The 25,310-nt window shown below is 70.2% G+C and carries 25 protein-coding genes and 1 pseudogene; 12 read left to right on the forward strand and 14 right to left on the reverse strand.

Features of this window, described 5'->3' with window-relative positions; genetic code table 11:
• Positions 1-81: 81 nt before the first annotated feature.
• From ACGF7Y_RS06560 to ACGF7Y_RS06580, 5 genes are read left to right on the forward strand one after another with little or no spacing between them, the layout of a single operon-like run.
• Positions 82-1,257 (forward strand): acyl-CoA dehydrogenase family protein, encoded by a 1,176-nt coding sequence (locus ACGF7Y_RS06560; protein ID WP_393229955.1) that lies wholly within the window; start codon positions 82-84, stop codon positions 1,255-1,257.
• Positions 1,258-1,289: 32 nt separating this feature from the next.
• Positions 1,290-2,231 (forward strand): acyl-CoA dehydrogenase family protein, encoded by a 942-nt coding sequence (locus tag ACGF7Y_RS06565; protein ID WP_393230999.1) that lies wholly within the window; start codon positions 1,290-1,292, stop codon positions 2,229-2,231.
• A gap of 4 nt (positions 2,232-2,235) precedes the next feature.
• Positions 2,236-3,012 carry an enoyl-CoA hydratase/isomerase family protein gene (locus ACGF7Y_RS06570; protein WP_393229958.1) on the forward strand — a complete coding sequence of 259 codons (777 nt, stop codon included), beginning with the start codon at positions 2,236-2,238 and terminating at the stop codon, positions 3,010-3,012.
• Complete coding sequence (locus ACGF7Y_RS06575; protein WP_393229961.1) at positions 3,009-4,205, forward strand: acyl-CoA dehydrogenase family protein; 1,197 nt, start codon at positions 3,009-3,011, stop codon at positions 4,203-4,205. Before ACGF7Y_RS06570 ends, ACGF7Y_RS06575 begins: the two co-directional genes overlap by 4 nt.
• A complete protein-coding gene (locus tag ACGF7Y_RS06580) occupies positions 4,205-5,332 on the forward strand; it encodes an acyl-CoA dehydrogenase family protein (protein WP_393231002.1) in 1,128 nt (375 codons plus the stop codon). Before ACGF7Y_RS06575 ends, ACGF7Y_RS06580 begins: the two co-directional genes overlap by 1 nt.
• Before the next feature lie 37 nt (positions 5,333-5,369).
• Here ACGF7Y_RS06580 and bfr read toward each other — a convergent pair whose 3' ends face one another.
• The 7 genes from bfr to ACGF7Y_RS06615 all read right to left on the reverse strand — a co-directional run bounded on the left by bfr (position 5,370) and on the right by ACGF7Y_RS06615 (position 12,694).
• Positions 5,370-5,849 (reverse strand): bacterioferritin, encoded by a 480-nt coding sequence (gene bfr / locus ACGF7Y_RS06585; protein WP_393229963.1) that lies wholly within the window; start codon positions 5,847-5,849, stop codon positions 5,370-5,372.
• Between the two features lie 58 nt (positions 5,850-5,907).
• Entirely contained in the window at positions 5,908-6,099 is a 192-nt protein-coding gene (locus ACGF7Y_RS06590) for a bacterioferritin-associated ferredoxin (protein WP_040871767.1), read from the reverse strand.
• A gap of 206 nt (positions 6,100-6,305) precedes the next feature.
• A complete protein-coding gene (locus ACGF7Y_RS06595; protein WP_393229966.1) occupies positions 6,306-8,015 on the reverse strand; it encodes a class I adenylate-forming enzyme family protein in 1,710 nt (569 codons plus the stop codon).
• A gap of 29 nt (positions 8,016-8,044) precedes the next feature.
• On the reverse strand, positions 8,045-9,238 hold the full coding sequence (locus tag ACGF7Y_RS06600; protein WP_393229968.1) for a MaoC family dehydratase N-terminal domain-containing protein: 1,194 nt from the start codon (positions 9,236-9,238) through the stop codon (positions 8,045-8,047).
• A 13-nt stretch (positions 9,239-9,251) separates the two neighbouring features.
• The gene (locus ACGF7Y_RS06605; RefSeq protein ID WP_393229971.1) at positions 9,252-10,235 is read right to left on the reverse strand and encodes an MDR family oxidoreductase; all 984 of its coding nucleotides are present in this window, start codon (positions 10,233-10,235) and stop codon (positions 9,252-9,254) included.
• 147 nt (positions 10,236-10,382) lie between these two features.
• Positions 10,383-11,159, reverse strand: coding sequence for an SDR family NAD(P)-dependent oxidoreductase (locus ACGF7Y_RS06610; protein ID WP_393229974.1), 777 nt, complete (start codon positions 11,157-11,159; stop codon positions 10,383-10,385).
• Positions 11,156-12,694, reverse strand: a complete 1,539-nt coding sequence (locus tag ACGF7Y_RS06615) for a class I adenylate-forming enzyme family protein (protein ID WP_393229976.1) — start codon at positions 12,692-12,694, stop codon at positions 11,156-11,158. Before ACGF7Y_RS06615 ends, ACGF7Y_RS06610 begins: the two co-directional genes overlap by 4 nt.
• A gap of 106 nt (positions 12,695-12,800) precedes the next feature.
• Between ACGF7Y_RS06615 and ACGF7Y_RS06620 the strand changes: the two genes are divergently transcribed.
• The 4 genes from ACGF7Y_RS06620 (at position 12,801) to ACGF7Y_RS06635 (ending at position 16,480) form a co-directional block, all read left to right on the forward strand.
• The gene (locus tag ACGF7Y_RS06620; RefSeq protein WP_393229978.1) at positions 12,801-13,976 is read left to right on the forward strand and encodes a CaiB/BaiF CoA transferase family protein; all 1,176 of its coding nucleotides are present in this window, start codon (positions 12,801-12,803) and stop codon (positions 13,974-13,976) included.
• Positions 13,973-15,244, forward strand: coding sequence for an acetyl-CoA hydrolase/transferase family protein (locus tag ACGF7Y_RS06625; protein ID WP_393229980.1), 1,272 nt, complete (start codon positions 13,973-13,975; stop codon positions 15,242-15,244). Before ACGF7Y_RS06620 ends, ACGF7Y_RS06625 begins: the two co-directional genes overlap by 4 nt.
• A complete protein-coding gene (locus tag ACGF7Y_RS06630; protein ID WP_393229983.1) occupies positions 15,244-16,011 on the forward strand; it encodes an enoyl-CoA hydratase/isomerase family protein in 768 nt (255 codons plus the stop codon). Before ACGF7Y_RS06625 ends, ACGF7Y_RS06630 begins: the two co-directional genes overlap by 1 nt.
• A 157-nt stretch (positions 16,012-16,168) precedes the next feature.
• Positions 16,169-16,480: a 2Fe-2S iron-sulfur cluster-binding protein gene (locus ACGF7Y_RS06635; protein ID WP_393229986.1), complete on the forward strand. Its 312-nt coding sequence runs from the start codon at positions 16,169-16,171 to the stop codon at positions 16,478-16,480.
• Positions 16,481-16,565: 85 nt separating this feature from the next.
• On the opposite strand, the pseudogene ACGF7Y_RS06640 reads toward ACGF7Y_RS06635, so the two are convergent.
• A pseudogene (locus tag ACGF7Y_RS06640) lies at positions 16,566-17,253 on the reverse strand (zinc-binding dehydrogenase); the annotation flags it as partial.
• 14 nt (positions 17,254-17,267) lie between these two features.
• Between ACGF7Y_RS06640 and ACGF7Y_RS06645 the strand changes: the two are divergent.
• Positions 17,268-17,867 carry a TetR/AcrR family transcriptional regulator gene (locus ACGF7Y_RS06645; RefSeq protein WP_393229989.1) on the forward strand — a complete coding sequence of 200 codons (600 nt, stop codon included), beginning with the start codon at positions 17,268-17,270 and terminating at the stop codon, positions 17,865-17,867.
• A gap of 118 nt (positions 17,868-17,985) precedes the next feature.
• Here the strand turns inward: ACGF7Y_RS06645 and ACGF7Y_RS06650 are convergent, their stop codons facing one another.
• Positions 17,986-19,215 (reverse strand): acyl-CoA dehydrogenase family protein, encoded by a 1,230-nt coding sequence (locus ACGF7Y_RS06650; protein ID WP_393229990.1) that lies wholly within the window; start codon positions 19,213-19,215, stop codon positions 17,986-17,988.
• 34 nt (positions 19,216-19,249) lie between these two features.
• Complete coding sequence (locus ACGF7Y_RS06655; protein ID WP_393229993.1) at positions 19,250-20,404, reverse strand: acyl-CoA dehydrogenase family protein; 1,155 nt, start codon at positions 20,402-20,404, stop codon at positions 19,250-19,252.
• Between the two features lie 139 nt (positions 20,405-20,543).
• On the opposite strand from ACGF7Y_RS06655, the gene ACGF7Y_RS06660 reads away from it, so the two are divergent.
• Positions 20,544-21,845, forward strand: a complete 1,302-nt coding sequence (locus ACGF7Y_RS06660) for a cytochrome P450 (protein WP_393229996.1) — start codon at positions 20,544-20,546, stop codon at positions 21,843-21,845.
• Positions 21,842-22,030: a ferredoxin gene (locus ACGF7Y_RS06665; RefSeq protein ID WP_062967646.1), complete on the forward strand. Its 189-nt coding sequence runs from the start codon at positions 21,842-21,844 to the stop codon at positions 22,028-22,030. The genes ACGF7Y_RS06660 and ACGF7Y_RS06665 overlap by 4 nt, the downstream gene beginning before the upstream one ends.
• A 160-nt stretch (positions 22,031-22,190) precedes the next feature.
• Here ACGF7Y_RS06665 and ACGF7Y_RS06670 read toward each other — a convergent pair whose 3' ends face one another.
• From ACGF7Y_RS06670 to ACGF7Y_RS06685, 4 genes are read right to left on the reverse strand one after another with little or no spacing between them, the layout of a single operon-like run.
• Entirely contained in the window at positions 22,191-22,994 is an 804-nt protein-coding gene (locus ACGF7Y_RS06670) for an NAD(P)-dependent oxidoreductase (protein WP_393229999.1), read from the reverse strand.
• Position 22,995: 1 nt separating this feature from the next.
• The gene (locus ACGF7Y_RS06675) at positions 22,996-23,814 is read right to left on the reverse strand and encodes an NAD(P)-dependent oxidoreductase (RefSeq protein ID WP_393230001.1); all 819 of its coding nucleotides are present in this window, start codon (positions 23,812-23,814) and stop codon (positions 22,996-22,998) included.
• Positions 23,814-24,335: a DoxX family protein gene (locus ACGF7Y_RS06680; RefSeq protein ID WP_393230004.1), complete on the reverse strand. Its 522-nt coding sequence runs from the start codon at positions 24,333-24,335 to the stop codon at positions 23,814-23,816. The genes ACGF7Y_RS06675 and ACGF7Y_RS06680 overlap by 1 nt, the downstream gene beginning before the upstream one ends.
• A gap of 4 nt (positions 24,336-24,339) precedes the next feature.
• The gene (locus ACGF7Y_RS06685) at positions 24,340-25,299 is read right to left on the reverse strand and encodes an alpha/beta fold hydrolase (protein WP_393230006.1); all 960 of its coding nucleotides are present in this window, start codon (positions 25,297-25,299) and stop codon (positions 24,340-24,342) included.
• Positions 25,300-25,310: the final 11 nt, after the last annotated feature.

Raw genomic sequence — 25,310 nt, forward strand, 5'->3', positions numbered from 1 at the left:
CGTCATGGCGGCAGTGTAGCCACCGCGAGATGACCATACAAATATTGCTATCCTTATGAGGATTGAAGTACTGTGCGCCACATGGACTTCACTGTGGGTGAGGCCGCCACCCGCCTCCGGGGTGAACTACGGCGGCTGATTGCCGAAGAGGTCCCCGCCGACTACCTCGGCGCGTTCACCGACGACCCGGCCGATCTGGCTGTCGCTCAGCGTTTCTGCCGGGTGCTGGCCGAGCGGGGCCTGCTGTGCGCGGCCTGGCCCGCGGAGTTCGGTGGCCGCGGCGCCTCGGTGTGGGAGCAGACCGTGGTCCGCGAGGAGATGTGGGCGCACCACGAACCTCGCGGGGCGCAGTACATGGGCGTCAACTGGGTGGGCCCGACGATCATGCGGCACGGCACGGCGGAACAGCAGCACAGGCACCTGCCGCCGATCGCGCGCGGTGAGACGATCTGGTGCCAGGGCTTCAGCGAGCCGGACGCCGGGTCCGACCTGGCTTCCTTGCGGACCACCGCTCGCCGCGACGGCGACGGCGACGGCTGGCGTATCTCCGGTCAGAAGATCTGGACCTCCTACGCCACCATGGCGCAGTGGTGTTTCCTGCTCGCGCGCACCGCGACCAGGGCGCGGAAACAGCAAGGGCTCACCGTCTTCCTGGTGCCGATGTCCGATCCGGGGATCGAGGTCCGGCCGATCCGGTCCATGCTCGGCCCGCACCACCTCAACGAGGTCTTCTTCGACGGGGTGCGCGTGACGGAAGCCGACGTGCTCGGTCGGGTCGACGAGGGCTGGTCGGTGGTGCGGGAGGTGCTCGCGTTCGAACGCGTCGGCATCGCCCGCTACGCGCGCTGTGAGCGGCTGTTGCAGGCCGCGCCCGATGTTCTCGGCCCGAGGTGGGAGACGGTTCCGGCCGAATTGCGCGGTCGCTGGGCCCGCATGCTCACCCGGGCGCGGCGGGCGCGGCTGCTGGCGTATCAGGTGGTCGCGATGCAGAGCGCCGGGCGGGTCGCACCGGGTGACGCCGCGGCCTACCGCATCGCGGTGACCCGGCTCGATCAGGAAAGCGCGAGTGTTCTGGCCGAATTCGCCGCGTTCGCGGGCGCGGAAGACGAGCGCGGGCACCGGTTCCGGCGCGCGGTGGATGACCATTGGCGATACGCGAATGCCGCCACGGTCGCCTCCGGCAGTATCGAGATGCAGAAGATTTTGCTGGCGCGCTCGTTGCTGAGTGGGCCGCGCCGGGCGGGGGAGGCGGCATGACCGCCGCGTCGTTCCCGGCGGGCGGTCGGGCGATGACCGTCGAACTGTGTGCCGAGGCAACGGAATACGGCAAGCAGGCCGTGCGCGCGTTGCGCGCGGCAGGCGGCGACGAGCTGGTGCGGTGGGCCGAGCGCGAGCCCGAGCGCCGCGCGCTCGTCGCGCCGGTGCTCGGCGAACTCGGCGCGTGGGAGCTGGAGCCGCGGCACGATCCGGTCGAACTGGAAGCGGCCGCGGCGCTGTGCCGCAGCGCCGGCTACTGGGCCACGCCCTATCCGGTCGCGGAGCGGCTGGCCCGCCCCGTCGACTTGGACGTCGACGGGTTGGTGGTGGTGTCGGATGAGGAGCCCGCCGCGGCGGTCGCGCATCTCGACCTGCGCTGGGCGGCGGTCACCGTGGACGGTTCCCGGGGCGCGGCGGTGGTGCGACCATCCCGTGTGTCCGCGCGTGAGTCGGCGTTCGTCGCGGAGCTGGAGGTGTCGCCGGTGGACACCGGCGGCGGCGCCGACCTGGCGTTGGCGCTGGTGCTGCCGTGCTGGACCCTGCTCGGCATGCTCGATCGCGCCGTCGAACTCACCCGGGCCCACGTGCTGGTCCGGGAGCAGTTCGGCAAACCGCTGGCCGAGTTCCAGTCGGTGCAGTTCCAGTTGACCGACGCCGAGGTGGAACGGCGCGGCGTGGACATGCTCGCCCGCTACGCGTTGTGGAGCATCCAAGCCGAGCGCGGCGATGCGCTGATCGACGCGTTGGCTCTGCGTTCCGCGACCATCGAGGCGGCCGAGGCCGTGTTCCGCGTCGCCCACCAATTGCACGGCGCCCTCGGCTTCTGCGACGAGTCGCCGCTGTCCTGGCTGTCGCGTTACAGCCTGCCGTTGCGCCGACTTCCGCTCGGCTCGGTCGCCACCGAGGATCTGCTGGCCCGGCTGGCAGGCCGCCGCGGCTTGACCGGTTTGTTCTCCGATCCGGGGGAAGGGTGACGCCATGCGCTACGACCTGCCCGATGTGCTGACCGTGGCCTCCGAAGGGCCCGTCCGTATCGTCGTCATCGACCGCCCCGACGAGCTCAACGCGGTGAACGCCGAGTTGCACCGAGCGCTGGCCGAGGTGTGGCGGCAGCTTGCCGCGGACCGGGAGGCCGCAGTCGTGATCCTCACCGGTTCCGGCCGAGCCTTCAGCGCGGGTGGCGACCTGGACTGGATCAGCTCCTTCTTGGACGACCCGGTCGCGCGGGACGAGAGCATTCGCGAAGGCGCCCAGATCATCGAGGAGATGCTGCGCTTCCCGCTGCCGGTGATCGCGGCGGTGAACGGCGCGGCGATCGGGCTCGGCGCCGGCCTGGCGGTGCTGTGCGACGTCGTGCTGATGTCGGATCGCGCCTACCTGGCCGACCCGCACGTGGCGGTCGGGCTGGTCGCCGGGGACGGCGGCGCCGCGTTCTGGCCGCTGCTCACCCCGATCCTGCGGACGCGGGAATATCTGTACACCGGCGACCGGATCGATGCCGCCACCGCCGTCGAGGTCGGACTGGCGTCGCGGGTCGTCGCCGCGGACGAATTGCTCGACGAGGCCAGGAAACTGGCCGTCCGGTTGGCCGCCCTGCCACCGGAGGCGCTGCGCAGCACGAAACGGGTGGTGAACATGTACCTGTCCCAGGCGCTCGGTGGTCCGATGCAAGCCGGTTTCGCCGCCGAGGTGGTCACCATGCGGTCACCGGAACACCGGGACCGGCTGCTGGCGTTGCGACAGCGGGCGCGGTGACCGGTCACGACCTCGACGGGTTCCGCGGCGAGGTCCGGGATTGGTGCCGCGCGCACGTGCCTGCCGATTGGCGGCGGTCGCAGACCGGCGCCACGGACCCGGAATTCGTCCGTTTCCAGCACGAGTGGTTCCAGCAGCTCCGCCGTGCGGGATACGCGGTGCCGCATTGGCCGCGCGAATACGGCGGCGGCATGTCCCTCCCGGAACAGATCGTGCTGTATCAGGAACTCGCCGCCCACGACGCGCCGCGACTGGTGCTGGCCTTCGTGGCCGTTCACCACGCGGCCGCGACGTTGCTGGCGGCGGGGACCGACGAGCAGCGGCGGCGGCATCTCCCCGCGATCCTGGACGGCGAGATCTGGGTACAAGGCTTCTCCGAACCCGGCGCCGGATCCGATCTGGCGGCATTGCGGACCAGCGCCCGCCGAGACGGTGACGGCTATGTCGTGACCGGGCAGAAAGTGTGGGCCAGTGGTGCGCAATACGCGGACTGGTGCCTGCTGCTGGCCCGTACCGACCCGGTCGCCCCGAAGCGGCGCGGCATCTCCTACTTCCTGCTGGACATGCGCAGCCCCGGCATCCAGGTGCGCCCGATCCGGCAGGCCACCGGGGAATCGCACTTCTGCGAGATCTTCCTGGACGAGGTGCGGATCCCGGCGGACGGGCTGGTCGGCGCGGAACACGCCGGTTGGCAGGTGGCGCAGCAGACGCTCGGCGCCGAGCGTGGCCTGACCATGCTGGAGCTGGCCGAACGGCTCGGCAACGCCGGATTCCGATGGCTCCTCGAAGCGTGCGAGCGAGCCGATCCCGGTGGGCGGCGCGCGCTCGACGACGCGGTGGTGGCCGATCGGCTGGCCGCGCTGGAGATCGAGATCTTCGGATTGCGCGCATTGTGCCGCGACCTGGTGGAGCGGCACGAGGCGGGTGTCGCGGGCCCGGCCGACGCTTCGGTGGTGAAGCTGTACTACAGCGAATTGTTGCAGCGGGTGACGGATTTCGGCACGGAGGTCGGGGGACTGGCCGCGCACACGACGCTGCGCAAACCGATGTCCAGCGGCTGGGAGTCGGGCGCCTGGGTGCTCGACTTCGTCGGCTCCTGGGAATGGACTATTCCGGGTGGGACCAGCGAGATCCAGCGCACCATCATCGCGGAGCGCGGACTCGGCCTGCCCCGGGAACCGACGGGAACATGATGAGCGACGAATTCGCCGAGATCCACGACGATTTGCGCGCGGTGGCGCGTGAGCTGCTCGGCGAGGCCGATTCCGAGTCGGCGGTCGACTGGTCGCTGATCGCTCGAGCCGGGTGGCTCGGTCTGGAGGCACCCGCCGAATTCGACGGTGCCGGAGCAACTTTCGCCGAGGTCGCCGTGGTGCTCCGAGAAGTGGGCCGAGCGGTCGCCCGTGGGGCGTACCCGTCGGTGGCGGTGCTCGCCGTCGGCGCGCTCGCCATGCTGGAGCCGAATTCGCGACGGGACGAACTGTTTCGCGGCACCGTCGCCGGTGCGGTGGTCCCGGTTGTCGCGCTCGCGGGGGAGCAGCGGGTCCGCGCCGAGTCGTCAGGTGCGGTCTCCGCGCACGCCGATCGCACGCCGGTGGAAGCGCCGTTCCGGCTGGTGACCGGTACCGGCGGCCTGCGTCTGCACGGGCGCGCCGACTTCGTGCTCGACGCGCCCGGCGCGGACCGGCTGCTCGTTCCTGCCCGCGATCCCGGCGGCGAGATCGGGCTCGCGGCAGTCGAATCCGGTGCGCCAGGGTTGGTCGTCACCGCGCGACCGGTGGTCGACGCGACCCGCAGCCTCGGGCGCGTGACCGCCGACGACGTCGCGGTGGCGCCGGCGGCGGTGTGGCGATTCCGTGGCGACGGAGAGCGCGCCCTGCGGCGGTTGTACGACCGGGCGGCGGTCGCGATGGCCTGCGACAGCCTCGGACTGAGCGAGGCCATGCTCGAGGCCACCGTCGGCTACGCCGAGGTGCGCGAACAGTTCGGCCGTCCGATCGGTTCCTTCCAGGCCGTCAAACACGCCTGCGCGGACATGCTGGTGCAGGTCACGGTGGCCCGGCAGGTGGTAGCGGCCGCCGTCCGGGCCCAGGTGATGTCGGCGCCGGACGCGGGCGACGTGGCGTCGATGGCCAAGGCGTTGAGCACCGAGACGGCGGTGCGGGTGGCGGGGAAGGCCATGCAACTGCACGGCGGCATGGGCTACACCTGGGAAAGCGGGATCCACGCCTACCTGAAGCGGGCCACGCTCGATCGTTCCCTCTTCGGGACGCCCGCCGAGCATCGGAAACGACTGGCCCGGCGATACGCCTCGGCGTAGCGCCGGGCAGCCGTTCGCAGGCGCCCCGGATACCGGGTCAGTGCTCTGGGGTCTCGGTGAAGCGCTGGAGGTACAGCGGCTCGCCCAGCTTCTCCACCAGGTCGAGTTCGGTCTCCAAATAGTCGACGTGCTGCTCTTCGTCTTCGAGGATGTGCTCGAAGATGCGAGCCGAGGTCACGTCGCCGCGCGACCGCATCAACTCGATGCCCCGGCGAAGCCGTTCGACGGCCTCCAGCTCGATCTGCAGGTCGGCCCGCAATTGCTCCGGCACGCTCTGCCCGATGCGCAGCGGATTGAGCTTCTGGTAGTTCGGCAGGCCGTCCAGGAAGAGGATCCGGTCGGTGAGGAGTTCGGCATGCTTCATCTCATCGATGGACTCGTGCCGAGTGTGCCGCGCCAGCTTGGTAAAGCCCCAGTTCTCCTGCATCTTGGCGTGCAGGAAGTACTGGTTGATCGCCGTGAGTTCGGCCGTCAGTTGCTCGTTGAGCAACGCCACGATGTCCTTGTCGCCGTCCATAGCTGCGATCGTGGCACAGATTGTGCGCAGCGGCAGGCAGACCGCCTGGTGTGTCGGATCAGGCGGCCGAGGGTTGCGCCTCGGTCGTCGCGCGGGCGCGGCCGATGACCTCGGCCAAACGCGCCGTACAACTGCCGCAGCCGGGCTTCCAGCCGCAGGCGTTCTTCACTTGGCGAACACTGTCGGCCCCGGCTGCGACGCAGGTGTGCACGTCACCTTCGGACAGCGCGTTACAGATGCACACGTACATGAAGCCTCACAGCCAGGGTCACCGTTCCACTGAGGTTAGCCTCGACTAACGAGGTAAGCCTCCCCTAATGTATAGCATCCGGGACCGGCCGTGTGAAGCCCGGTGCGGTGTCGCCGTATCGAGTGTCGCCAGGCGGAGCGACCCGGGGACTGTCGGCGCGGCACTGGACGCGCTGCGCGGGAGAAGTCTCGGCAAGGCCCGTGGCGCTAGCTGTCGGCCAGCCGTTTCACCGCCAGCTGCCGCAGGTCACTGGACTTGATCTTCGCACTGCCGGTGAGCGCGATGTCCTCCTCGGCGAACAACAGCACCTGTCGCGGCACCTTGTAGCTGGCCAGCCGCTCGCGCAGGAACGCGCGGACCGCGGCGCCGTCCACGGTCGCGTCCGCGTGCGGCACCACACACGCCACCACGACCTCGCCGAGCGTCTCGTGCGGTACGCCCACGGTGCGCGCGACCTTGACACCCGGGAAGCCGGCCAATGCCTCGTCGACCTCCAGCGGGGAGACATTCGCGCCGCCGGTCTTGATGATGTCGGTCAACCGCCCCTCCCAGTACAGCCGGTCCGCGTCATCGAGGTAGCCGCCGTCGCCGGTGTGGAAGTAGCCGTCGACGTCGAGCGTCTCGTCCAATGCGGTGCCGAGGTAGCCGAGCATGAGCGTCGGCCCTTTGACGCAGATCTCGCCGCGCTCGCCGCGCGCCGCGACCGCGCCGGTGAGCGGGTCGACGATCTTGACGGTATTGCCGGGCAACGGCTTGCCGCTGCTGCCCGCGATTTCGTCCTCGGGTGTAGCGGCCGGAAAACAGGTGGTGATGGTGAAGGTTTCGGTGTTGCCGTAGGCGTGCCCGGGCTCGGTCCAGGTGGTCGACACGCGAGGGTGCCGCGCCGCGGGCGTCTTCACGTCCACGAATCGCAGGCTGCTCAGGTCGGTCGTCGACCAGTTGGGCGCGCCTTCCAGTTGCGCCCACTGGTGCGGCCACGCGACCGGGAAGTTCACTCGCTCGGCCTGCATCAACTCCAGCGCCTCGGCGGCGTCGAAGGTCGATTGCAGCACCAGGCTGCCGCCCGCGGCCAGGGTGGCGCCGAGCGCTTGGCCGAAGTTGCCGGACCAGAAGAAACCGTTGGCGGTCCAGCAGCGCACGTGGTCGTCCGGGCCGAATCCGAACATGCGCCGGAACCGCCACATCTGGATGGCGACGCCGCGGTGCGCGCTGCGGATGCCTTTCGGCTTGCTGGTGGTTCCCGACGAGAAGAACAGCACAGCGGTATCCGCGGGTCGCACCGCGGCGGCCGTCGCCTCGATCAGTTCCTGTGCTTCGGAGTGCCCGCGAGCAAGGAACGTCTGCCAGGAGTCGATCGCCGCATCGGGCACCGGTTCGCCGACCATCGCGAGATGACGTAGGAACGGGTAGGCCGTCGAGCGCAGAGCGCCCGGCGCGGCGGTGCCGACGTCGGGTTCCAGTCCGGTGAGCACGTCGGCGAAATCCTTGTTCGCCACCGACCTTTCGAACAGCAGCATCGACACACCGGAAAGCCGCAGCAGGTGGTCGAGTTCCGCGGGGCTGGAAAAGGTGCTGAGGGCGACGGCCACCCCGCCGGCCAGCGACACGCCGAAGACGGCCGAGAGCCACTCCGGCCGGTTCGTCATCAGCACGCCCACCCGGCCGTCCTTGCCGATCCCGCAGGCCCGCAGAGCGCGCGCCACTTCGGTGGCGCGCTCCCACAACTCGGCATAGGTCCAGCGGACGACGCCGGTGCCGGTGTGCGCGACGAGCGCCTCGCGGTCGCCGTACCCGCGGGTGACTTCGCGCAGGAAGCCGGGCAGGGTGAGCGGTCCCAGACCCGGCTCTTCGGACAGCGGCGGCCCGGAGGCGATCGCCACGGCAGGCGCGAGGACGTCGTCGGTGTCGGTGGGCATCGCCTTCTCCCGTTTCTTTCCGGTGGCCGTCAGTACGGAAGCTCGACTTCGGCCGTGCAATCCACCAACACGCCGAAGTCCTGATTGGTCAGCCGCAGTTTCACCTGCACCAGCGGTACGCCCCAGACCGAATCCGCTTCCTTGCCGATGATCTCGGCGTCGAAGTAGGTCACGTCGCCTTCGAAAGCGGGGAGGCGGAAGTCCGCCTTGCTGTGGCGGAGGATGCCGTCGTGCCCGGCCCAGTAGGAGAGGTAGTCGGTGCACCAGGCGCCCATGGTGGCGCCGTAGCCGTAGGCCCGTACCATCCCGACCTCGCCCGCCTTGTCGGCGTCGATGTGCCCTCGGGAGGGGCCGACGTACAGGCCGTCGCGCTTGCGCGGGTCGATGCGTGCGCCCTCTTCGTCGAAGGCGAACCCTTCGGTCCAGCCCGGATCCTGGTAAACCCAGGGATCGTCGATGCCAGCCGGTGCGGTCCAGTGAAATGTGCCCCAGATGTTGAACAAGAAGGCGCGGTACTCGGTGGTGAAGCCGGCGATGGTGTGCGGGCCGATCACCCGGCGCGGCAGCCGATCCCCGACCTTCACTTCGTCGAAGTGCGGCGAGACCCCGGCGCGGTTGGTCAGGATCCACTCGTGCCGCAGCGACTCGATTTCGGCCAGTTCGGCGGCGGTCCAGGTCCGCACCGCGCCGAGTTGGTTGTCGTACATGCCCCGCTTGTTGGCCTCCGACGCCAGATAGCGGATGGCGGTGGACCTTTCGCGGGCGACCAGTACGCCATGCTGATTGCGGTGGACGGTGTCGCCGCGGGAGAACATCGTCGGCCCGGCGAACTTCGTCTCCACCACCTTGTAGTCGTGGAATCGCCGGTCCTGGAACAGGGTGTCGCCGGGGCGCACCGGGCAGCCGTAGAACCACCATTCCTCGCCGCCGAAGATCAGGTGGCTGCCGGGGATGTGACCGACGCAGGCCGGCTGTGCGCCGTGCCCGTAATCCAAAGCGACCGCCATGGATTGGGGCGCCACGATTCCGCCGTATCGCGATTCGCGAGCGAATTCCTGATCCCAATGCAGCGGATTCGGATAATCCATCGCCATCACCCAGCGGCGGATGTCGGAGGAACTGCACGGGTCCCACAGTTGGCCGCCGCCCACCGGCTTGCCGACCCGGTGGTCGACGTCGGACAGATCGAGTTCCACAGTCGATTTCATCGATTTCCTGGTCACGGGATGCTCCTGATCAACGATTCACGTCGACGACGATCCGGCCGCGCACGGCGCCGTCGATGAGCCGGCCGGCCGCGGTGGCGGCCTCGCCGAGGGGGATCTCCTGGGCGATGCTGTCCAGGGCGGCCGGGTCCAGGTCACGGGCGAGCCGCGCCCAGGCGTCGAGGCGCCGCTGCTTGGGCGCCATCACGCTGTCGATGCCGAACAACGTGACCCCGCGCAGGATGAACGGGGCGACCGTGGCGGGGAAGTCCATCCCCTGGGCCAGGCCGCAGGCGGCCACCGCACCGCCGTACCGGGTCTGGGCGCACACATTGGCCAGCGTGTGACTGCCGACGGTGTCGACCACACCTGCCCAGCGCTCCTTCTGTAGCGGCTTGCCGCGCTCGGCCAGTTCGGCGCGATCCACCACGGTGCCCGCGCCCAGTTGCTGGAGGTAGGCGGTCTCGGTGGTCTTGCCGGTGGCGGCCGCGACGGCGAACCCGGCTCTGCTCAGCAGCGCGATCGCGATGCTGCCCACGCCGCCGGTCGCGCCGGTCACCAGGATCTCGCCTCGGTCGGGCCGAACGCCGTGGCGCAGCAGTGCTTCGACGCACAGGCTCGCGGTGTATCCGGCGGTGCCGATCGCCATCGCTTGTCGCGTGGTGAACTCGGCGGGCCGGGGCACCAGCCAATCGCCGTTCACGCGGGCCCGCTGCGCGAGGCCGCCCCAGTGCGATTCTCCGACGCCCCAGCCGTTGAGGATCACGTCGTCGCCCACCGACCAATCCGCGTGGCTGCTCTCGGTGACGACGCCGGCGAAGTCGATGCCGGGCACCATCGGGAACGCGCGCACGACGGGAGACTTTCCGGTGATCGCCAGAGCGTCTTTGTAATTGAGGGTGGAGTGGGCGACCTCGACGGTGACGTTCCCCTCTGGCAGCGTCGCTTCGTCCACGTTCGTCAGCGTGACCTTCGGTCCCGCCGCGCCCTTCTCGATCAGAACTGCGGCAAACATGCGGAAGAATTCCCTTCCTGGAACGGGTGGTCCAGCTGAGCGTGTGCATACGTTTTCAATTTCGAGAATAGGATTCTCTTACGACGTTGTCATGCTTTCACCGTGAGATTCGGGTGTCAACGTGCAATCACCCTTCGCGCCGTCGGCTCATCGAGCGGTCCAGCCGCCGTCGACGACGACGGTCTGTCCGGTGACGTACCGGGCGGCGTCACCGGACAGCCAGACGACGGCTCCGACGATGTCCTCGGCCTCCGCCTCGGTCGGCAGCGGAGTGTTGCGGCGCAGGTAAGCGGCACCGCGCTCGTCGTCATAAAGGGTGTCGGTGATCTCGCTGCGGAAGAAGCCCGGCGCGACGGTGTTCACCCGGATCGAATACCGCGCCCATTGCACGGCGAGTTCGGCGGTGAGCCCGGACAGCCCCGCCTTGCTCGCGGCGTAGGACGCCTGCGGGATGCCGGGCACGCCGACCCGGCCGCTGATGGAGGAGACGTTGACGATCGAGCCGCGACCCACCGCGCGCATGTGCGGGAACACCGCTTGGGCGAGCAGGAACGGCGCCACCAGGTTCAGTTCCAGGGTCCGGTGCACGGCGTCGAGCGGCTCGGATTCGGCGCGCTCGGTGGTGAACCGGTTTCCGGCCGCGTTGACCAGGATCTCCGGCGGTCCCAGGCCGTCGGCCACCGCGGTGACCACGGCGCCGATGCCCTGCGGCTGGGTCAGATCGCACACCACGGGCAGTCCGTCGATGCGCCCGGCGAGCTCGGTCAGCCGGTCGGCGCGGCGGGCCGCGACCGCGACGCGGGCCCCGAGCGAGGCCAGCGTTTCCGCGACCGCGGCGCCGAGCCCGGAGGACGCTCCGGTCACGATCGCCACCCGGCCGTCGAGGTCGAACAGGCGCGGGGCGCGCGCGGACCGCGTGGTCACGGCTGCTCCCGCGGCGTGCGCCGCGCGGCGGTCGCCAGTTCGGTGAGCCGCGTTCGCTCGATCTTGCCCATGGCGTTCACCGGCAGCGCATCCACCCGGGTCCAGAACTCCGGCACCTTGTATCCGGCCAGCTCGCGTCGGCACAATCGCGCCAGGGCGTCGAGATCCACCGTGGGATCGGCGCTTTCGATCACCGCCGCGACCCTCTGGCCGAGCCGCTCGTCCGGCACCGGGCACACCGCGACCTTGGCCACGCCGGGGTGCGTCGCGATGACCCGCTCCACCTCCTGCGGGTAGACGTTCGCTCCGCCCCGGATGATGACCATCTTCTTGCGGTCCAGGATCGACAGCCTGCCTTGGGCGTCGACGGTGCCGATATCGCCGGTGGGGAGCGGACCGGGTCGCGGCGGTCGCACTCCATCGCGCTCCCGGTAGCCCAGCATCGGCGTCCACCATCGGGCCCACGGGCCGGTGGCGGCCGCCTTCAGCCGCAGCTCGCCGAGCGAACCGGGCGGTAGCCTGCGGCCCTCGTCGTCGTAGGCGGCGACGTCGTAGTGCGGCAGCACCCGGCCGCTGGCACCCGGAAACCATTCGTTGCCGGGTGGGTCGATCGAGACCACCGTCGGCGCCTCGGTGAGACCGTAGGTGGCGCGGGGCACCGGTCCGTGCGCGTCGGCGAAGGCCGCGCGCACCGAGTCGGGCGTATCGCTGCCGCCGCTCCAGACTTCGCGCAACGAGCCGAGATCGAGCCCCGGCCTGCGCGCGAGGTCGTAGAGCTGTGCGGGTGCGCCGTTCCAGACCGTGACGCGATGCTCGGCGATCCATTCGGCCACCCCGTCGGCATCGCGGCGGTCCATGACGACCGAGCAGCCGCGGGCCTGCGCGGTGAGCAGGGTGGACAGGACCATCAGATTGAGGATCGTCAGCGGGAAGCTGTCGCCCTTGCGCAGATCGGGCCCCCAGCCTCGAGTGGCCGTCAGCACGGCGCCGGGCAGCAGCAGGTTGCGCTGGCTGTGCACCACGGCCTTCGGCTGGCCGGAGGTGCCGCTGGTGAAGGCGATTCCGGCCGGGGCATCGATGTCGTGCTCCACCCGTGGCGCGGGCGCCGCGCGATCCAGCAGTGCCGCCCAATGATCGGGGTCGACCGCACCGGGCGAGTCCACCCGGCAGCGGGATCCGGCGAGTACGACTGTCGGTTCGCACAGTTCGTGCAGGTGCTGCTGTTCGGTCGCGGTCAGCGCCTCGCCGATGCCCGCCCACACCGCACCGATGCGCTGCGCGCCGTGGAAGGCGGCGACGATGTCCAGATCGTTGGGGAGGCAGGCCGCGACGCGATCGCCGGGGCGCACGCCGAGCGCCCAGAGGGCGCCGGCCGCACGGTGTGCGTGATCGTCGAGTTCGACGTAGGTCCACGCACCGGAAGCGGCCTCCACCGCCGTGGCGTCGGGGTGGGAGCCGAGCGCGGCGTCCAGTACCTCGGCGATCGGGCGGAGGGCACGCCGAGGGAGTGGGGCGTCAGCGTTGAAATCGTCCACGGCATCCTTGATATCACTATCCTTGCAAAGATTCATCAGATAGGCTCACGGCCGCTGCTCGGATGGCGATCCGGCGGCGGTGGAGGGTGGTGAAAGAGGCGTGGCGATGGAACATCGTGGTCCGCTGGTGGGAGTCCGGGTCGTCGATCTGACGGCGATGGTCATGGGCCCGTACTGCACGCAGATCATGGCCGACATGGGTGCGGACGTGATCAAGATCGAGCCGCCGGACGGGGACAACACCCGCTACATCTCGGTGGGCCCGGAGCGGGGGATGGGCGGCGTCTTCGTCAACGTCAACCGGGGCAAGCGCAGCGTGGTGCTGGACCTGCGATCCGAGGACGGCAAGCGATCGTTGCGCGAGCTCGCCGCAGAGGCCGACGTGTTCATCCACTCGATGCGCGCCTCCGCGATCGCCCGGCTGGGCTTCGCTTACGACGAGGTGGCCGCGCTCAATCCTTCGATCGTCTACACCAATTGCTACGGTTACGGCCGCCGTGGCCGGGATGCCGGCCGTACCGCTTACGACGACACGATCCAAGCCGAGTGCGGACTGCCCTTCGTGCAGGAGCGGCTCACCGGCGCCGCCGGGTACGTCGGCACCATCATGGCCGACAAGATCGCCGGGATGACCGCGCTCTACGCGACCACGATGGCGCTGTTCCACCGGGAACGCACCGGGGAGGGGCAGGAAGTCGAGGTCGCGATGTTCGAGACGATGGCCGCGTTCATGCTGGTAGAGCACGCCAACGGGGCGATGTTCGATCCCCCGCTCGGCCCTGCGGCCTACCCGCGCGCGGTGACGCCGAACCGCAAGCCCTATCGCACCGCGGACGGTTACCTGTCCGCGCTGGTCTACAACGACAAGCAGTGGACGGCATTCGTCGAGGCGGTGCGCCCGCCGTGGGCCGGGCCGGAGTTCGCCACGCTGGAGCAGCGCGCGGCCAGGATCGACATCGTCTACGCCCGTCTCGCCGAAACGTTCCGTGAGCGGACCACGGTCGAATGGCTGGAACTGCTGCGTTCGCTGGACATTCCGGTCGCACCGGTGCGCTCGCTGGACGAACTCTTCGACAATCCGCATCTCGCCGACACGGACTTCTTCGAAACCGTGGATTCACCATATGGATCGGTCCGTTTTCCTGGTCCGCCAACATGGTTCTCCCGCACTCCTGGCCGCATCGCGGGGCCGGCACCCAGGCTCGGCGCCGACACCGCCGAGGTGCTCGGCCGGTCGCGGCACGCCGCCGACGACCGCCCGAACGGCCGGGTCCAGCGGTGACCGCGCTGCTCGAGGCCGCCGACCTGGACCTGAGTACGATCCTGCGGGCCGGTGACCGCATCGTGGTCGGGCAGGCGTGCGGCGAGCCGGCGACCTTGATCGAGGCGCTCATCGCACAGGGCGGTGCGATCGGCGGGGTGTCGGCGTTCATCGCGACGAGCTTCTCCGGTCTGTTCACCCCGGCGGCGACCGAAGCCTTCACCTTGTCCAGCATGGGCGCGATCGGCGCGCTGCGATCGCTGACCAAGGAGCATCGGCTCGGCATCGTCCCCTGCCACGTCAGCCGGGTGGGGCCGATGATCGAAGCCGGAATCCTCGGCTGCGATGTGGCTTTCGTGCAGGTGAGTCCAGCCGACGAACACGGCGACCACAGCTTCGGCCTGGTCGGCGACCATGTGCGCGCGGCGGTGGCGGCGGCGCGCGTCGTGGTCGCCGAGGTCAACGACCAAGTGCCCTTCACGCTGGGCGAACGGCTGCCCAGCGCTCGGATCGACTACGCGGTGCGCGTTTCCCGGCCGCCGGTTCAGGTGCCACCCGCCCGGATCGGTCCGGTCGACGAAGCGATCGCCGCGCACGCGGCGGCCTATATCGAGGACGGCGCGGTGCTGCAGATCGGGGTCGGCGCCGTACCCGACGCTGTGATGCGCTTGCTGCACGACCGCACCGATCTCGGCGTGCATTCGGGGATGATCGGCGACTGGCTGGTCGATCTGGTCGAGTCGGGCGCGATCACGAACGCGCGCAAAGCCATTGATCGCGGGGTATCGGTCACCGGCGCGCTCATCGGCACCGAGCGGCTGTACCGGTTCGCCGACCGCAACGCGGCGATCCGGATGTGCGCGACCGACTACACCCACGACGCGGGCGTGCTCGCGCGACTGGAACGGCTGGTCGCCATCAACTCCGCCATGGAGGTCGACCTGACCGGGCAGGTGAACGCCGAACAGAGCGGTGCGTCCTATCTCGGCGGCACAGGAGGCCAAGTGGACTTCGTCCGGGCAGGCGCTCGTTCGCCCGGGGGTCACGCGATCATCGCGCTGCCCTCCACCGCCAAAGGCGGGACGGTCAGCCGGATCACCGCAGCGCTGTCCGGTCCGGTCACCACGGCGCGCAGCGACGTGGACGTGATCGTCACCGAATTCGGCGCCGCCGAACTCGCCGGCCGGACGCTGGCCGAGCGCACCCGCAGACTGATCGCCGTGGCGCACCCCGATTTCCGCGACGAACTGGAGCGGGCGGCGCGCGTCGTCCAGCGGAGAGGTTTCTGATGTCCGACGCCGTTGTCTTCGACGCCCGCTCCGACGGGATCGCGATCATCACCCTCAATCGGCCGGAACGGCGCAATTGCCTGGCGCGGGACGTGCGGGAGGGGCTGTTCGACGCCTGGGACCGATTCGAGCGCGATCCCGCGTTGCGCGTCGCGATCCTGACCGGCGCGGGACCGAAAGCGTTCTGCGCGGGAGGGGATCTCGAGGAGATGGTGGCGACCGGTATGACGGTGCCGCCGCGCGAGATGTACCCGCTGCCATACGACACCATCGAGCTGTCCAAGCCCACTATCGCGGCGGTCAACGGCGCGGCGTTCGCCGGGGGCTGGATGATCGCCCAGGCATGCGATCTGTGTGTCGCGAGCACTGCGGCGACCTTCGCGGTCACCGAGGTCAAGGTGGGTCGCAGTTCGCCGTGGGCCGCGCCGCTGATCCACATGATCCCGCAGCGGATCATGATGGAGCTGCTGCTGACCGGAAAGCCGATCGATGCGCGGCGGGCCTACGAGATCGGACTGGTGAACCGGCTGGCCGAACCGGCGGATTTGCTGGACGCGGCGCTCGAGCTGGCCGCCGAGATCCTCGTGGGCGCTCCGCTGTCGGTGCGGGCCGCACGGGAGACGGTCATGCTCGCGACCGAGATGGGCCGCTCGGCCGCGTTGCGAGCCGCCCGGCACGCCTCGGTGCGCTGCTACACGAGCGATGACGCGCAAGAGGGTCCCCGCGCGTTCGCCGAGAAGCGCAGCCCGCGTTGGACGGGCAGCTGACTCGGTCCCCCTGCCCCGGTCCTCCTCTTGACCCAGCCCGAATAACCATGCTACGCATGTGCACAGCATGCTGAGCGAGTGCTCAATCTACGCCCCGGCGGCGCCGGTCGGCGCGACATCGGCGTTGTGCGATCCCCATTGATCAGGAGTGTGCGTCATGGCCGTATCCCCACTGTCCGAGTCGCCGAAGACGGCCACCTGCGTGGCGACCGTCCTGTTGGACGGCGCGCAGTCCACCATCGACGTGCGCGCCGACGAGACGGTGCTGGAAGCCGCGAAGCGAGCCGGGCTCAACCCGCCGTTCGCCTGTGAGGAGGGCAATTGCGGCACCTGTATGGCGCGGCTCGTCGCGGGCCGCGTCGAGATGCGGGTGAACGACGCGTTGACCGACGAGGACGTGGCCGATGGTTACGTGCTCACCTGTCAGTCCGTTCCGCAGACCCCGTCGGTGACAGTCGATTACGCATGATCCGTGCCGCGGTGCGACTTCTACCGCAGCGCGACGATTACGGTCGGTCCCGCCGGATCCGCCGTCCGTCCACCGGCTGACCGTCCTACAGGTCGACCAGCACCTTACCGATCGCACGGCCGTCGGCCACATGCCGCAGCGCGGCCGCCGCCTGTTCGAGCGGGTACGCCGCGCCGATGTGCGGCCGGATGTGGCCACCGGCCGGCAGAGCCGCGAGTTCCTCCTCGTTGCGACGGTATTCGGCGGGATCGAGATCTCGGAACTGGAAACCCACCAGCTGTACGCCCTTGATCAGCACGACATTCAGCGGGATGCGCGGGATGACGCCGGAGGCGTAGCCGACCGTGACGAAACGCCCGCGGCGCGTCAGTGATCGCAAGGCGGGTTCGGCGACGTCACCGCCGACCGGGTCGATGACGGCGTCGGCGCCATCGGGCAGCGCGTCGCGCAGTGCCGCGCGTAACGGCCCCGCGGTGTGATCGATGAGCCGCCGCGCGCCGTACCGTTCCGCGGCGGCGAGCTTCGCCGATGACGAGGCGACCGCGGTGACCTCGACCCCCAGCCGCGCGGCCGATTGCGCGGCGGTAAGTCCCACCGCCGCCCGCGCCGAGCACGATCAGCCGGTCGCCCGCGCCGACTCGCGCCATCGAGCGGAGGGTGTGGTAGGCGACACCGAAGGCGGCGGCGGTCCGCAGATCCACGCCTTGCGGTACCCGGGTCAGCGTCGCGTGGGCTACCGCCACCTCATCGGCGAAAGCGCCGAACCGCCCGGATCGCCCGGCGGACGTTGGCCAAACGCGGCGCCGACTACGCCGTGGAGATCCGTAAGCTACTGGACGCGGCGCCGGCGGTGATCAGCGCGGCCGGAACCACGGGCCGTCCGCGGGTCGCCGACATCGTCGCCGCGGCGGGGTTGTCCAACGACGCGTTCTATCGGCATTTCCCGTCCAAGGACGCGCTGGTGGCCGCCCTGCTGGAAGACGGAGCGGAGCGGCTGACCCGCTACGTGGCGCACCAGATGGGCAAGGAAGCCGACCCACGAGCGCGCGTCCGGCGCTGGGTCGCGGCGATCCTGGCGCAGGCCGAAGGGCAGACCGCGGCCGCGACGCTCGCCGTCCTCTGGAACGCGGCGGGGCCCGGACCGGCGCCGGCGGCGGGCCCGGGCATGGTGGACGCCGCGCTGGCCGTCCTGTTGCGCGACACGCTCGCGCAGTTGGGCAGCGCCGCACCGGATTCGGACGCGGCGCTGATCGCCCACGCCACCATCGGCACGCTGGCCGAGCGGTTGCGGCAGCGCAGTGAACCGGCTGCCGGCGACGTCGAGCGCATCACGGCCTTCTGCCTGCGCGCCTTGACCTCGCCGGGGCCGGAGTCGATCCGTCCCTAGTCGTCGTCGCGCGGCATTCGTCGTGGTGCGTGATCGCACCAGCCTCCCCGGGATCGGGAAGGCTCCGCCGTCGGGGTGATCGTCGCCGTCGCACCCCGCGGGTATCGCTTCGCGCGGGTCATCGGCCGTGCTTGACCTGGTTGAACGGGACGTCGCGATCGGCGGCGAACTCGCGGGGCATGCCGAGCACGCGCTCGCTGATGACGTTGCGCGCCATCTCGGTGCTGCCGCCCGCCAGGCTCCACGCCGAGCGGAACAGGTAGTCGAGGCCGACGTCGGTCGTGTCGGCCGCGTCCCCGGGGCTGTGGGTGGCCGCGGTGGGCCCGGCGATGCGCACCGCGAGATCCGTCTGCAGCCAGGCATTCTCGGCGGTGAACAGCCGGGTGATGGCGCCGGCGGAGGGTGGCAGCTCGCCGCCGGCGATCGCCCGCGAGATGTGCGCGATGAGCTGGTCGCGTACCACGTTCATGGCCCGCGCCTCGCCGATGTCCTCCCTGGTCCGCGGGTCGTTCCACTGGCCGGTGGCGCGGGCGAGCTCGAGCAACCGGTCGGCCTCGCCGCCCAGATGCGGGCGGGCGCCGCTGGTGTACGGCGAGGTGCCGCCCAGTGCGGCCCGCTCGTGGTAGAGCAGCCGGGACGCGGCGTCCCAGCCGCCGTCCACCTGGCCGAGCACCGCCTCCTCGGGCAGCGCGACGTCGTCGAAGAACTCCTGGCAGAACTCGGTCGAGCCGGTCACCTGTTTGATCCGCTGGACCGTCACGCCTTGGGCGTGCACCGGCACCAGGAACATGGTGAGCCCGCGGTGCTTGGTGACATCCCAGTTGGTTCGAGCCAGGCAAAGGCCGTAGTCGGCGGCGTAGGCGCCGGAGCTCCAGATCTTGGATCCGTTGAGAATCCAGCGATCGCCGTCGCGCTCCGCGCGGGTGGTGAGCCCGGCCAGATCCGATCCGCCGCGCGGCTCGGACAGGAACTGCGCCAGGATCTCCTCGCCGCGCAGCACGGCGGGCAGGTGCGCGCGCTTCTGCTCCTCGGTGCCGAGATCGAGCAGGCTCGCCGCGCAGATGGCCAGCGTCGGCACGTTCAGCAGCAGCGGCATCTCGTAGGGAAGCGATTCCTCGGTGAACGCCCGCTGGTGGGCGGTGGTGAGGCCGAGTCCGCCGTACTCCGCGGGGAAGCGGATCCCGGCGAAGCCGCCGTCGTGGAGAATCCGTTGCAGTTGCCGGGCGCGGTCCCACGCCTCCTCGGTGTCGGATTTGTATTCCGCGGCGGAAGCCGGGGGCAGGTTGTCGCGCAACCAGGTCCGCGCACGTGCGCGGAAGTCTTCGACGGGCTCCAGATCCGTGGTCATAGCGTCGGTGCCTTCCAAGCGAGTTCGATTCGGTTCACGCGGCTGCCGTGTCGAGCAGATCGGTGATGTGGCGCCGGTGCTCTTCGGGAGTGCCGTAGAGGGTGCGGCCCAGGGTGATGCGGCGCAGATACAGGTGCAGGTCGTGTTCCCAGGTGACGCCGATGCCGCCGTGCAGTTGCACACAGTCCTGGGCGATCACGGGGGCCTTGGCTCCCACGTACGACTTCGCGATGCTGATCGCCTCCTCCGCGCTCGCCGGGTCGTCGTCCCAGGCCGCCGCGGCGGCGGTCGCGGTGGCTCGGCACGCTTCCAGCCACGTCTTGTTGTCGGCCATCCGGTGCTTGAGCGCCTGGTAGGAGGCCAGTTGCCTGCCGAAGGTGTAGCGGTCGAACAACCAGGTCAACGTCGCGGCCAGCGCGGTGTCGGTGGCCCCGACCATCTCGGCCGCGGTGAGCGCGGCCGCCGTGCGCGCCTGTGCTCGGATCGCGTCGGCGGCGCCTGCGCCCACCTGCACGGCGTCGGCGGGCACCGCGACGTCCTCGAACGTGACACGCGCCGTGCGGCGGACGAGATCCAGGGTCCACGCCGGTGTGACGCCCACACCCGGGGTGTCTGCGGGCACCAGCAGCTGAACCGGGCCGTCGGCGCTCTCGGCGGTTACCAGGAACAGGTCCGCCTGGTCGGCCGACTCCACGCGGTCTTTCACACCGTTGAGCCGGTAACCGTGGCCGTCCGGTTCGGCCCTGGTGCGCGCGGCCCGGCCGGTGGCGCCGGAGCCGGGGGAGAGCGCGTCGAAGCCTCGGCCCGGTTCGTAGAACGCCCACGTGGCGATCGTCTCGCCTGCGGCGATGGCGGTGAGGGCCTCGGCGAAACGACTCGCGTCCGAGGTGAGCCCGGCCAGGACCGCGTTGGTCGTGACGAACGGCCCGGGCGCGCAGGCGCGGCCCAGTTCTTCGGCCACCAAAGCGAGTTCGGTCATCGGCCGCCCGGAAACCGTTCCGCCGCCGAATTCTTCGGGCACCAGCATGGCCGTCCATCCCAGTTCCGCGCCGCGCCGCCACCAGGTCCGGTCGAATCCGGTTCCGGACGCGCCGAGCGCTCGCACGGTACCCACCGGGACGGTGCCCGCGAGGAAATCACGGGTTGTCGACTGGAAAAACCGCTGATCGGCGGTGGGTTCGAGGCTCATGGTTCCGGTCCTTCGGTTGACGCGCAGCGCTGGGTATGGAAATCTCATACTCACAGATGAGAGGCTTATTCTCAATCACGGAAGTCGACCGGCAAATGCGCCGTTGGCGATGCCGGCCGGGCGTCGAAGGGATCGTCGAGTGGTGAAAAACTTCCAGGATCTGGACTTCTTCCTCGGGCAGGAGCTGGTCGCCGATCCGTATCCGTACTTCGACGCGCTGCGCGAGCAGTGCCCGGTGACGCGCGAGAAGCACCACGACGTGATGATGGTGACCGGTTACGAGGAGGCGCTCGAGGTCTACAACGACGTCGAACGGTTCTCCTCCTGCATCTCGGTCACCGGTCCGTTCCCCGGATTCCCGGTACCGCTGGAGGGGGCGACCGACGTCGACGCCCTCATCGCCGAGCATCGCGACACGCTGCCGATGAGCGACCAGCTGCCGACCCTCGACCCGCCGGTGCACACCGATCACCGCGCCTTGCTGATGCGGTTGATCACCCCGAAACGCCTGAAGGAGAACGAGCAGGCGATGTGGGCGATCGCCGACCGGATGCTCGATCAGTACCTGGCCAAGGGCAAGGGGGACTGCATGCGCGAATTCGCGGGCCCCTTCACCCTCTACGTGATCGCCGACCTGCTGGGTGTCCCCGAGGACGATCAGGAGGCGTTCCTGCAGGCGCTGCAACGCGATCCGCACCGCGAGGGCTCCAGCGTCGGCAGCACCGCGGGGGAGAACATGTCGCACAACCCCATCGAATTCCTCTACGCCAAGTTCTCCGACTACGTCGCGGACCGCAGGACCAACCCGCGCGACGACGTGCTGACCAGCATGGCCACCGCGACGTTCCCGGACGGGCGCGAGCCCGAGGTGCTCGATGTGGTCCGGGTGGCGGCGAACCTCTTCTCGGCGGGACAGGAGACCACCGTCCGGCTGCTCAGTTCGGCGCTGAAGATACTGGCCGAGCGCTCCGACATCCAGCAGTACCTGCGCGAGGACCGTAGCCGCATCCAGAACTTCATCGAGGAGTGCCTCCGGATGGAGAGCCCGGTCAAGGGCGATTTCCGGCTGGCCAAGGTGTCCACGACGGTCGGCGGGACCGACGTGCCCGCGGGCACGGTCCTGATGGTGGTCAACGGCGCCGCGAACCGGGACCCGCGCCGATTCGACGACCCCACCACCTTCGCGGCGGAACGCTCCAATGCCCGCTCGCACTTGGCTTTCGGGCGCGGAGTGCACACCTGCCCCGGTGCGCCGCTGGCGCGTGCCGAAGCGCGGGTCGCCATCGAACGGCTGCTCGAGCGCACCACCGGCTTCCGGATCGACGAGAGCGTGCACGGCCCCGAGGGCGCGCGCGACTACCGCTATCTGCCGACGTTCATCCTGCGCGGGCTGACCTCGCTGCATCTGGAGTTCGACGTCGCGCAGGGCGTGGCCCGATGAAGGTCACCGTCGACGAGGATCGTTGCCGGGGGCACGGCGTGTGTCTCGGCCTGTGCCCGGAGGTGTTCTCGTTGACCGACGACGGCTACGCCGAAGCCACCGTCGCCGACGTACCCGCGCACCTCGAGGCGCAGGTGCACGAAGCGGTGCAGTCCTGTCCCGAACAGGCGATCGTCATCGAGTGAGCGTGTCGCGCACGCGTGGGTCCCGCACCCTGAAATGTCGGCGCGGGTCCCGCGCAGCGGCTGAGACAACTCGTCCGCCGGAAATCAGCTTGTTCGGCAGGACGTATTCCGCCACACCGGCCTTCTCGGCCCAGATCGCGCGGCGGGTTCGGCTCGCTGATCAGTCGCGGTCGGTCGCGGGTATGCCCGCGTCGATGGCGGCGTCCAATATCCCCAGTGCACCACCCAATTCGGCGACGAGCGCGCGAGCCACTGCCACATCCTTGCGGAGGAACTCGCCCACCGAGGCGCGGAATACTTCGACCGCGCCCTTCCCCGCGACGCTGCTGACGGCGCGGCCACCGCTGCTGGCGTGCGGTAGGGCGGCGAGCAGGGTGGCCTCGTCCACACCGAGTTGGTCGCCGAGCCGGACCGCGGCGGCGACCAGTCCGATCTGCGCCGCGAACAGCGCGTTGTTCACCAGCTTCACCCGCTGCCCCGCGCCGAGCGGCCCGACGTGCAGGACCGGGTCGGCGTAAGCCGCCACCACGGGCCGTGCACGGCGCACCGCCTCGTCGGTACCGCCGAGAAAGACGGTGAGCTCACCGGTCGCGATGTCGTGCGGTCCACCGCTCACCGGTGCGTCCACCACCTCGACAGTCGGGGCCGCCGCCGCGATTTCGGTCACCGTCGCCGGACTACCGGTCGTATGCACGATCAGCACGGCCGCACGCGGCAGCTCACGCAGCAGGCTGCCGCCGAGGCATACCTCGCGGACCTGGTCGTCGGTGAATACGCACACCACCACGGCCTCCGCGGCGTCGGCGGTCTCGGCGACGGTCGCGACCGGCTCGGCCCCGATCTCGGCGAGGGCCGCGCGCGATTCGGCGGATCGCCCGACCGCCCGCACGGTGTGCCCGGCCGACACCAGCCGCCCGATCGTCGGGCGGCCCATCCGCCCGGCTCCCACGAAACCGATCCGCACGTCAGCGCTGCCGGTTCATCAGCGCGAGGGTGGCGTCGGCAGCGCCGAGCACGATTCCCGGAGCCACTCCCGCCGCGTCGGCCAAACCGGCGACCAAGCCGACGTCCTTGCGGAGCAGGTCGCCGGCATGTGCGGCCAGCCGATCCAGCGTGCCACCCGCCGAGACGATGCGGCCCAGCGCGAAACTGTTCGCGGTGCCGTGTGTGATCACTTCGCCCAGCCTCTCCGGGCTGATGCCGAGCTCCCGGCCGAGCGCGAGCGTGCTGGCTGCGGTGGCGAGATTGGCGGTGAACAACAGGTTGTTCAGCAGCTTGGTGGCCTGGCCGGAGCCCAGCTCGCCCAGGTGGACGATCGGGTTCGCGTAGGTCTCGAACACCGGGCGGCTGCGCTCGACGGCCTCGGTGGCGCCGCCTGCCATGACCAGCAGCCTGCCCTCCGCCGCGGCGGGCCCACCGCCGCTGACCGGCGCGTCGATCACCGTGACCCGGTGCGGCGCAGCGAGTGCGGCCAGCTCTCGGCAGGTGTCCGGGTGCACGGTGGAGTGCACGGCGATGATCGACCCCGGCGTGAGGCCTGCCAGGACGCCGTCGTGTCCGGTGACCACGTCGCGAACGTCGGCGTCGCCGACCACGCACAGACAGACCAGATCGCTGCGCGCGGCCAATGCGGCGGGGGATTCGGCCGTCACGGCCGCCGTGCCCGCGAACGGCTCCAGCGAGGCGGGGCGGCGCGCCCACAAGGTGGTCGGGTAGCCGCCTTCGATGATGCGGCGCGCCATCGGCGCGCCCTGACTGCCCAGTCCGATGAACCCCACACGCATCAGCGCACCTCCTCGGTGACGATCCCCGGCGCGGGAGCGGGCCGGTAGAAGGCGGTCAGCAGTCCCGCCGTCGCCGGCACCGCCACACCCAGCGCGATGCCGCCACCGGCCCAGCCGGTGACCTCGACGCCCGCCGCGTGGTCCAGCGACAGCCATCCCGGCCCGAGCAGGCCCAGCGCCAGCGCGACCACGGCCAGCACCAGGACGTACTCGTAGCCTTCCTTGAAGACGAAGAATCCGTTGGCGCGGTGCGCCAGCAGTCCGGCGACGAGCATGACCGAGATGATCGCCGCGGCGGCGAACGGCGTGAGCAGTCCGAGCACGAGCAGTGCGCCGGCGCCGATCTCGGTGACCACGCTCAGCCAGGCCTGCAGGACGCCGTTGCGCAGCCCCAGCCCGCTGAACCACCGCGCCGTCCCGGCGATCCGGCCGCCGCCGATCCAGTGATTGACGCCGTGCGCGATCATGGTGACTCCCACCACCAGCCGCAACAGCAGCAGCGCGACATCGGTGACCTCCATGGCCTCACCTTTCTGGCCGCGCGTGCGCGCGTCCGTCCAATTGGATTGCGGGACCGGTGAATTCGCCGGTGCGGGCCGCGACGACGCACTCTTCGGCGAAGGCGAGCGCCCCGAGGTGGTATGCCGCCGCCGTGTAGCCCAGGCTGGTGTTGTGCCCGGTGCTGGGTTGCTGATTGAGCACCACCCGCGGCGCCGCGCCGAACAGCGCCGCGATGGCGGTCAGTTCCTCGATGTCGTTGCGCCACACCGTTTCGTGATCGCCCGCGGTGAATCGCACCGGGACCCGCACCTGCCCGGCCGAGCGCGGGAAATCCCGATCGGCCCAGTTGGTGACGATGGTGGCCTCCAGCCGCGGGCCGGGGACGGCGATCGAGGCTCCGCCCACCAGGTCGGGGGGATACAACCGCCGCGGTCGCCACAGCAGTGCGCCGAGTCCCGCGGGCCGGGTGCCTTCCGGACGCGGACTCCACAGCACCTTCTGGGCTTCGGGATGGTGTGTGCGGCCGGTGCCTGCCAACTCGAGGCCGAGCAGCTCGCGGCCGCGTTCGTCACCGGCCATGCGCAGGACCAGTTCGCATCCCGCCGAGTGCGCCAGCAGGAAGACGCCCGCACCGCGCGGACGGTCGGCGAGCTGCGCTTCGACGGCCCCGAACATCAGATCGACGCGGCGCTGCGGCGGGAGGAGTTCGTCGGCGAACGGACCCGAGGCGCCGTATCCGGGCCGGTCCAGCGCCAGCACGGTGTAACCCAGCCGCCGGCCGAGCCGCAGGAGGGAAAGCTCGGGATGCCCGGGGCAGTCGAAGTACGCCGAGGTGGTGGCGCCACCGTGCAGAGCGACCACTACGGCGCGGGGCGCGGGCGCCTCGGCCAGCAACCCCGACACCGGGATGCCGTCGACGTCGGCGACCACGGGCAGCGGTGCGGTGTCGCCGAGGCGGCCGAGGTCGGATTCGGTGAGTGTCATGGCGTGCCCAT

It is taken from the genome of Nocardia sp. NPDC047654, assembly GCF_043205035.1.
Lineage (GTDB): Bacteria > Actinomycetota > Actinomycetes > Mycobacteriales > Mycobacteriaceae > Nocardia.

Bases quoted from the DNA above. Each gene is read 5' to 3' on its own strand.
- ACGF7Y_RS06635 (WP_393229986.1), top strand. From the start codon at position 16,169: ATGGCCGTATCCCCACTGTCCGAGTCGCCGAAGACGGCCACCTGCGTG.
- bfr (WP_393229963.1), bottom strand. From the start codon at position 5,849: ATGGACGGCGACAAGGACATCGTGGCGTTGCTCAACGAGCAACTGACG.
- ACGF7Y_RS06655 (WP_393229993.1), bottom strand. From the start codon at position 20,404: ATGAGCCTCGAACCCACCGCCGATCAGCGGTTTTTCCAGTCGACAACC.
- ACGF7Y_RS06620 (WP_393229978.1), top strand. From the start codon at position 12,801: ATGGAACATCGTGGTCCGCTGGTGGGAGTCCGGGTCGTCGATCTGACG.
- ACGF7Y_RS06630 (WP_393229983.1), top strand. From the start codon at position 15,244: ATGTCCGACGCCGTTGTCTTCGACGCCCGCTCCGACGGGATCGCGATC.
- ACGF7Y_RS06675 (WP_393230001.1), bottom strand. From the start codon at position 23,814: ATGCGTGTGGGGTTCATCGGACTGGGCAGTCAGGGCGCGCCGATGGCG.
- ACGF7Y_RS06650 (WP_393229990.1), bottom strand. From the start codon at position 19,215: ATGACCACGGATCTGGAGCCCGTCGAAGACTTCCGCGCACGTGCGCGG.
- ACGF7Y_RS06665 (WP_062967646.1), top strand. From the start codon at position 21,842: ATGAAGGTCACCGTCGACGAGGATCGTTGCCGGGGGCACGGCGTGTGT.
- ACGF7Y_RS06680 (WP_393230004.1), bottom strand. From the start codon at position 24,335: ATGGAGGTCACCGATGTCGCGCTGCTGCTGTTGCGGCTGGTGGTGGGA.
- ACGF7Y_RS06605 (WP_393229971.1), bottom strand. From the start codon at position 10,235: ATGTTTGCCGCAGTTCTGATCGAGAAGGGCGCGGCGGGACCGAAGGTC.
- ACGF7Y_RS06565 (WP_393230999.1), top strand. From the start codon at position 1,290: ATGACCGTCGAACTGTGTGCCGAGGCAACGGAATACGGCAAGCAGGCC.
- ACGF7Y_RS06590 (WP_040871767.1), bottom strand. From the start codon at position 6,099: ATGTACGTGTGCATCTGTAACGCGCTGTCCGAAGGTGACGTGCACACC.
- ACGF7Y_RS06595 (WP_393229966.1), bottom strand. From the start codon at position 8,015: ATGCCCACCGACACCGACGACGTCCTCGCGCCTGCCGTGGCGATCGCC.
- ACGF7Y_RS06560 (WP_393229955.1), top strand. From the start codon at position 82: ATGGACTTCACTGTGGGTGAGGCCGCCACCCGCCTCCGGGGTGAACTA.
- ACGF7Y_RS06570 (WP_393229958.1), top strand. From the start codon at position 2,236: ATGCGCTACGACCTGCCCGATGTGCTGACCGTGGCCTCCGAAGGGCCC.
- ACGF7Y_RS06685 (WP_393230006.1), bottom strand. From the start codon at position 25,299: ATGACACTCACCGAATCCGACCTCGGCCGCCTCGGCGACACCGCACCG.
- ACGF7Y_RS06580 (WP_393231002.1), top strand. From the start codon at position 4,205: ATGAGCGACGAATTCGCCGAGATCCACGACGATTTGCGCGCGGTGGCG.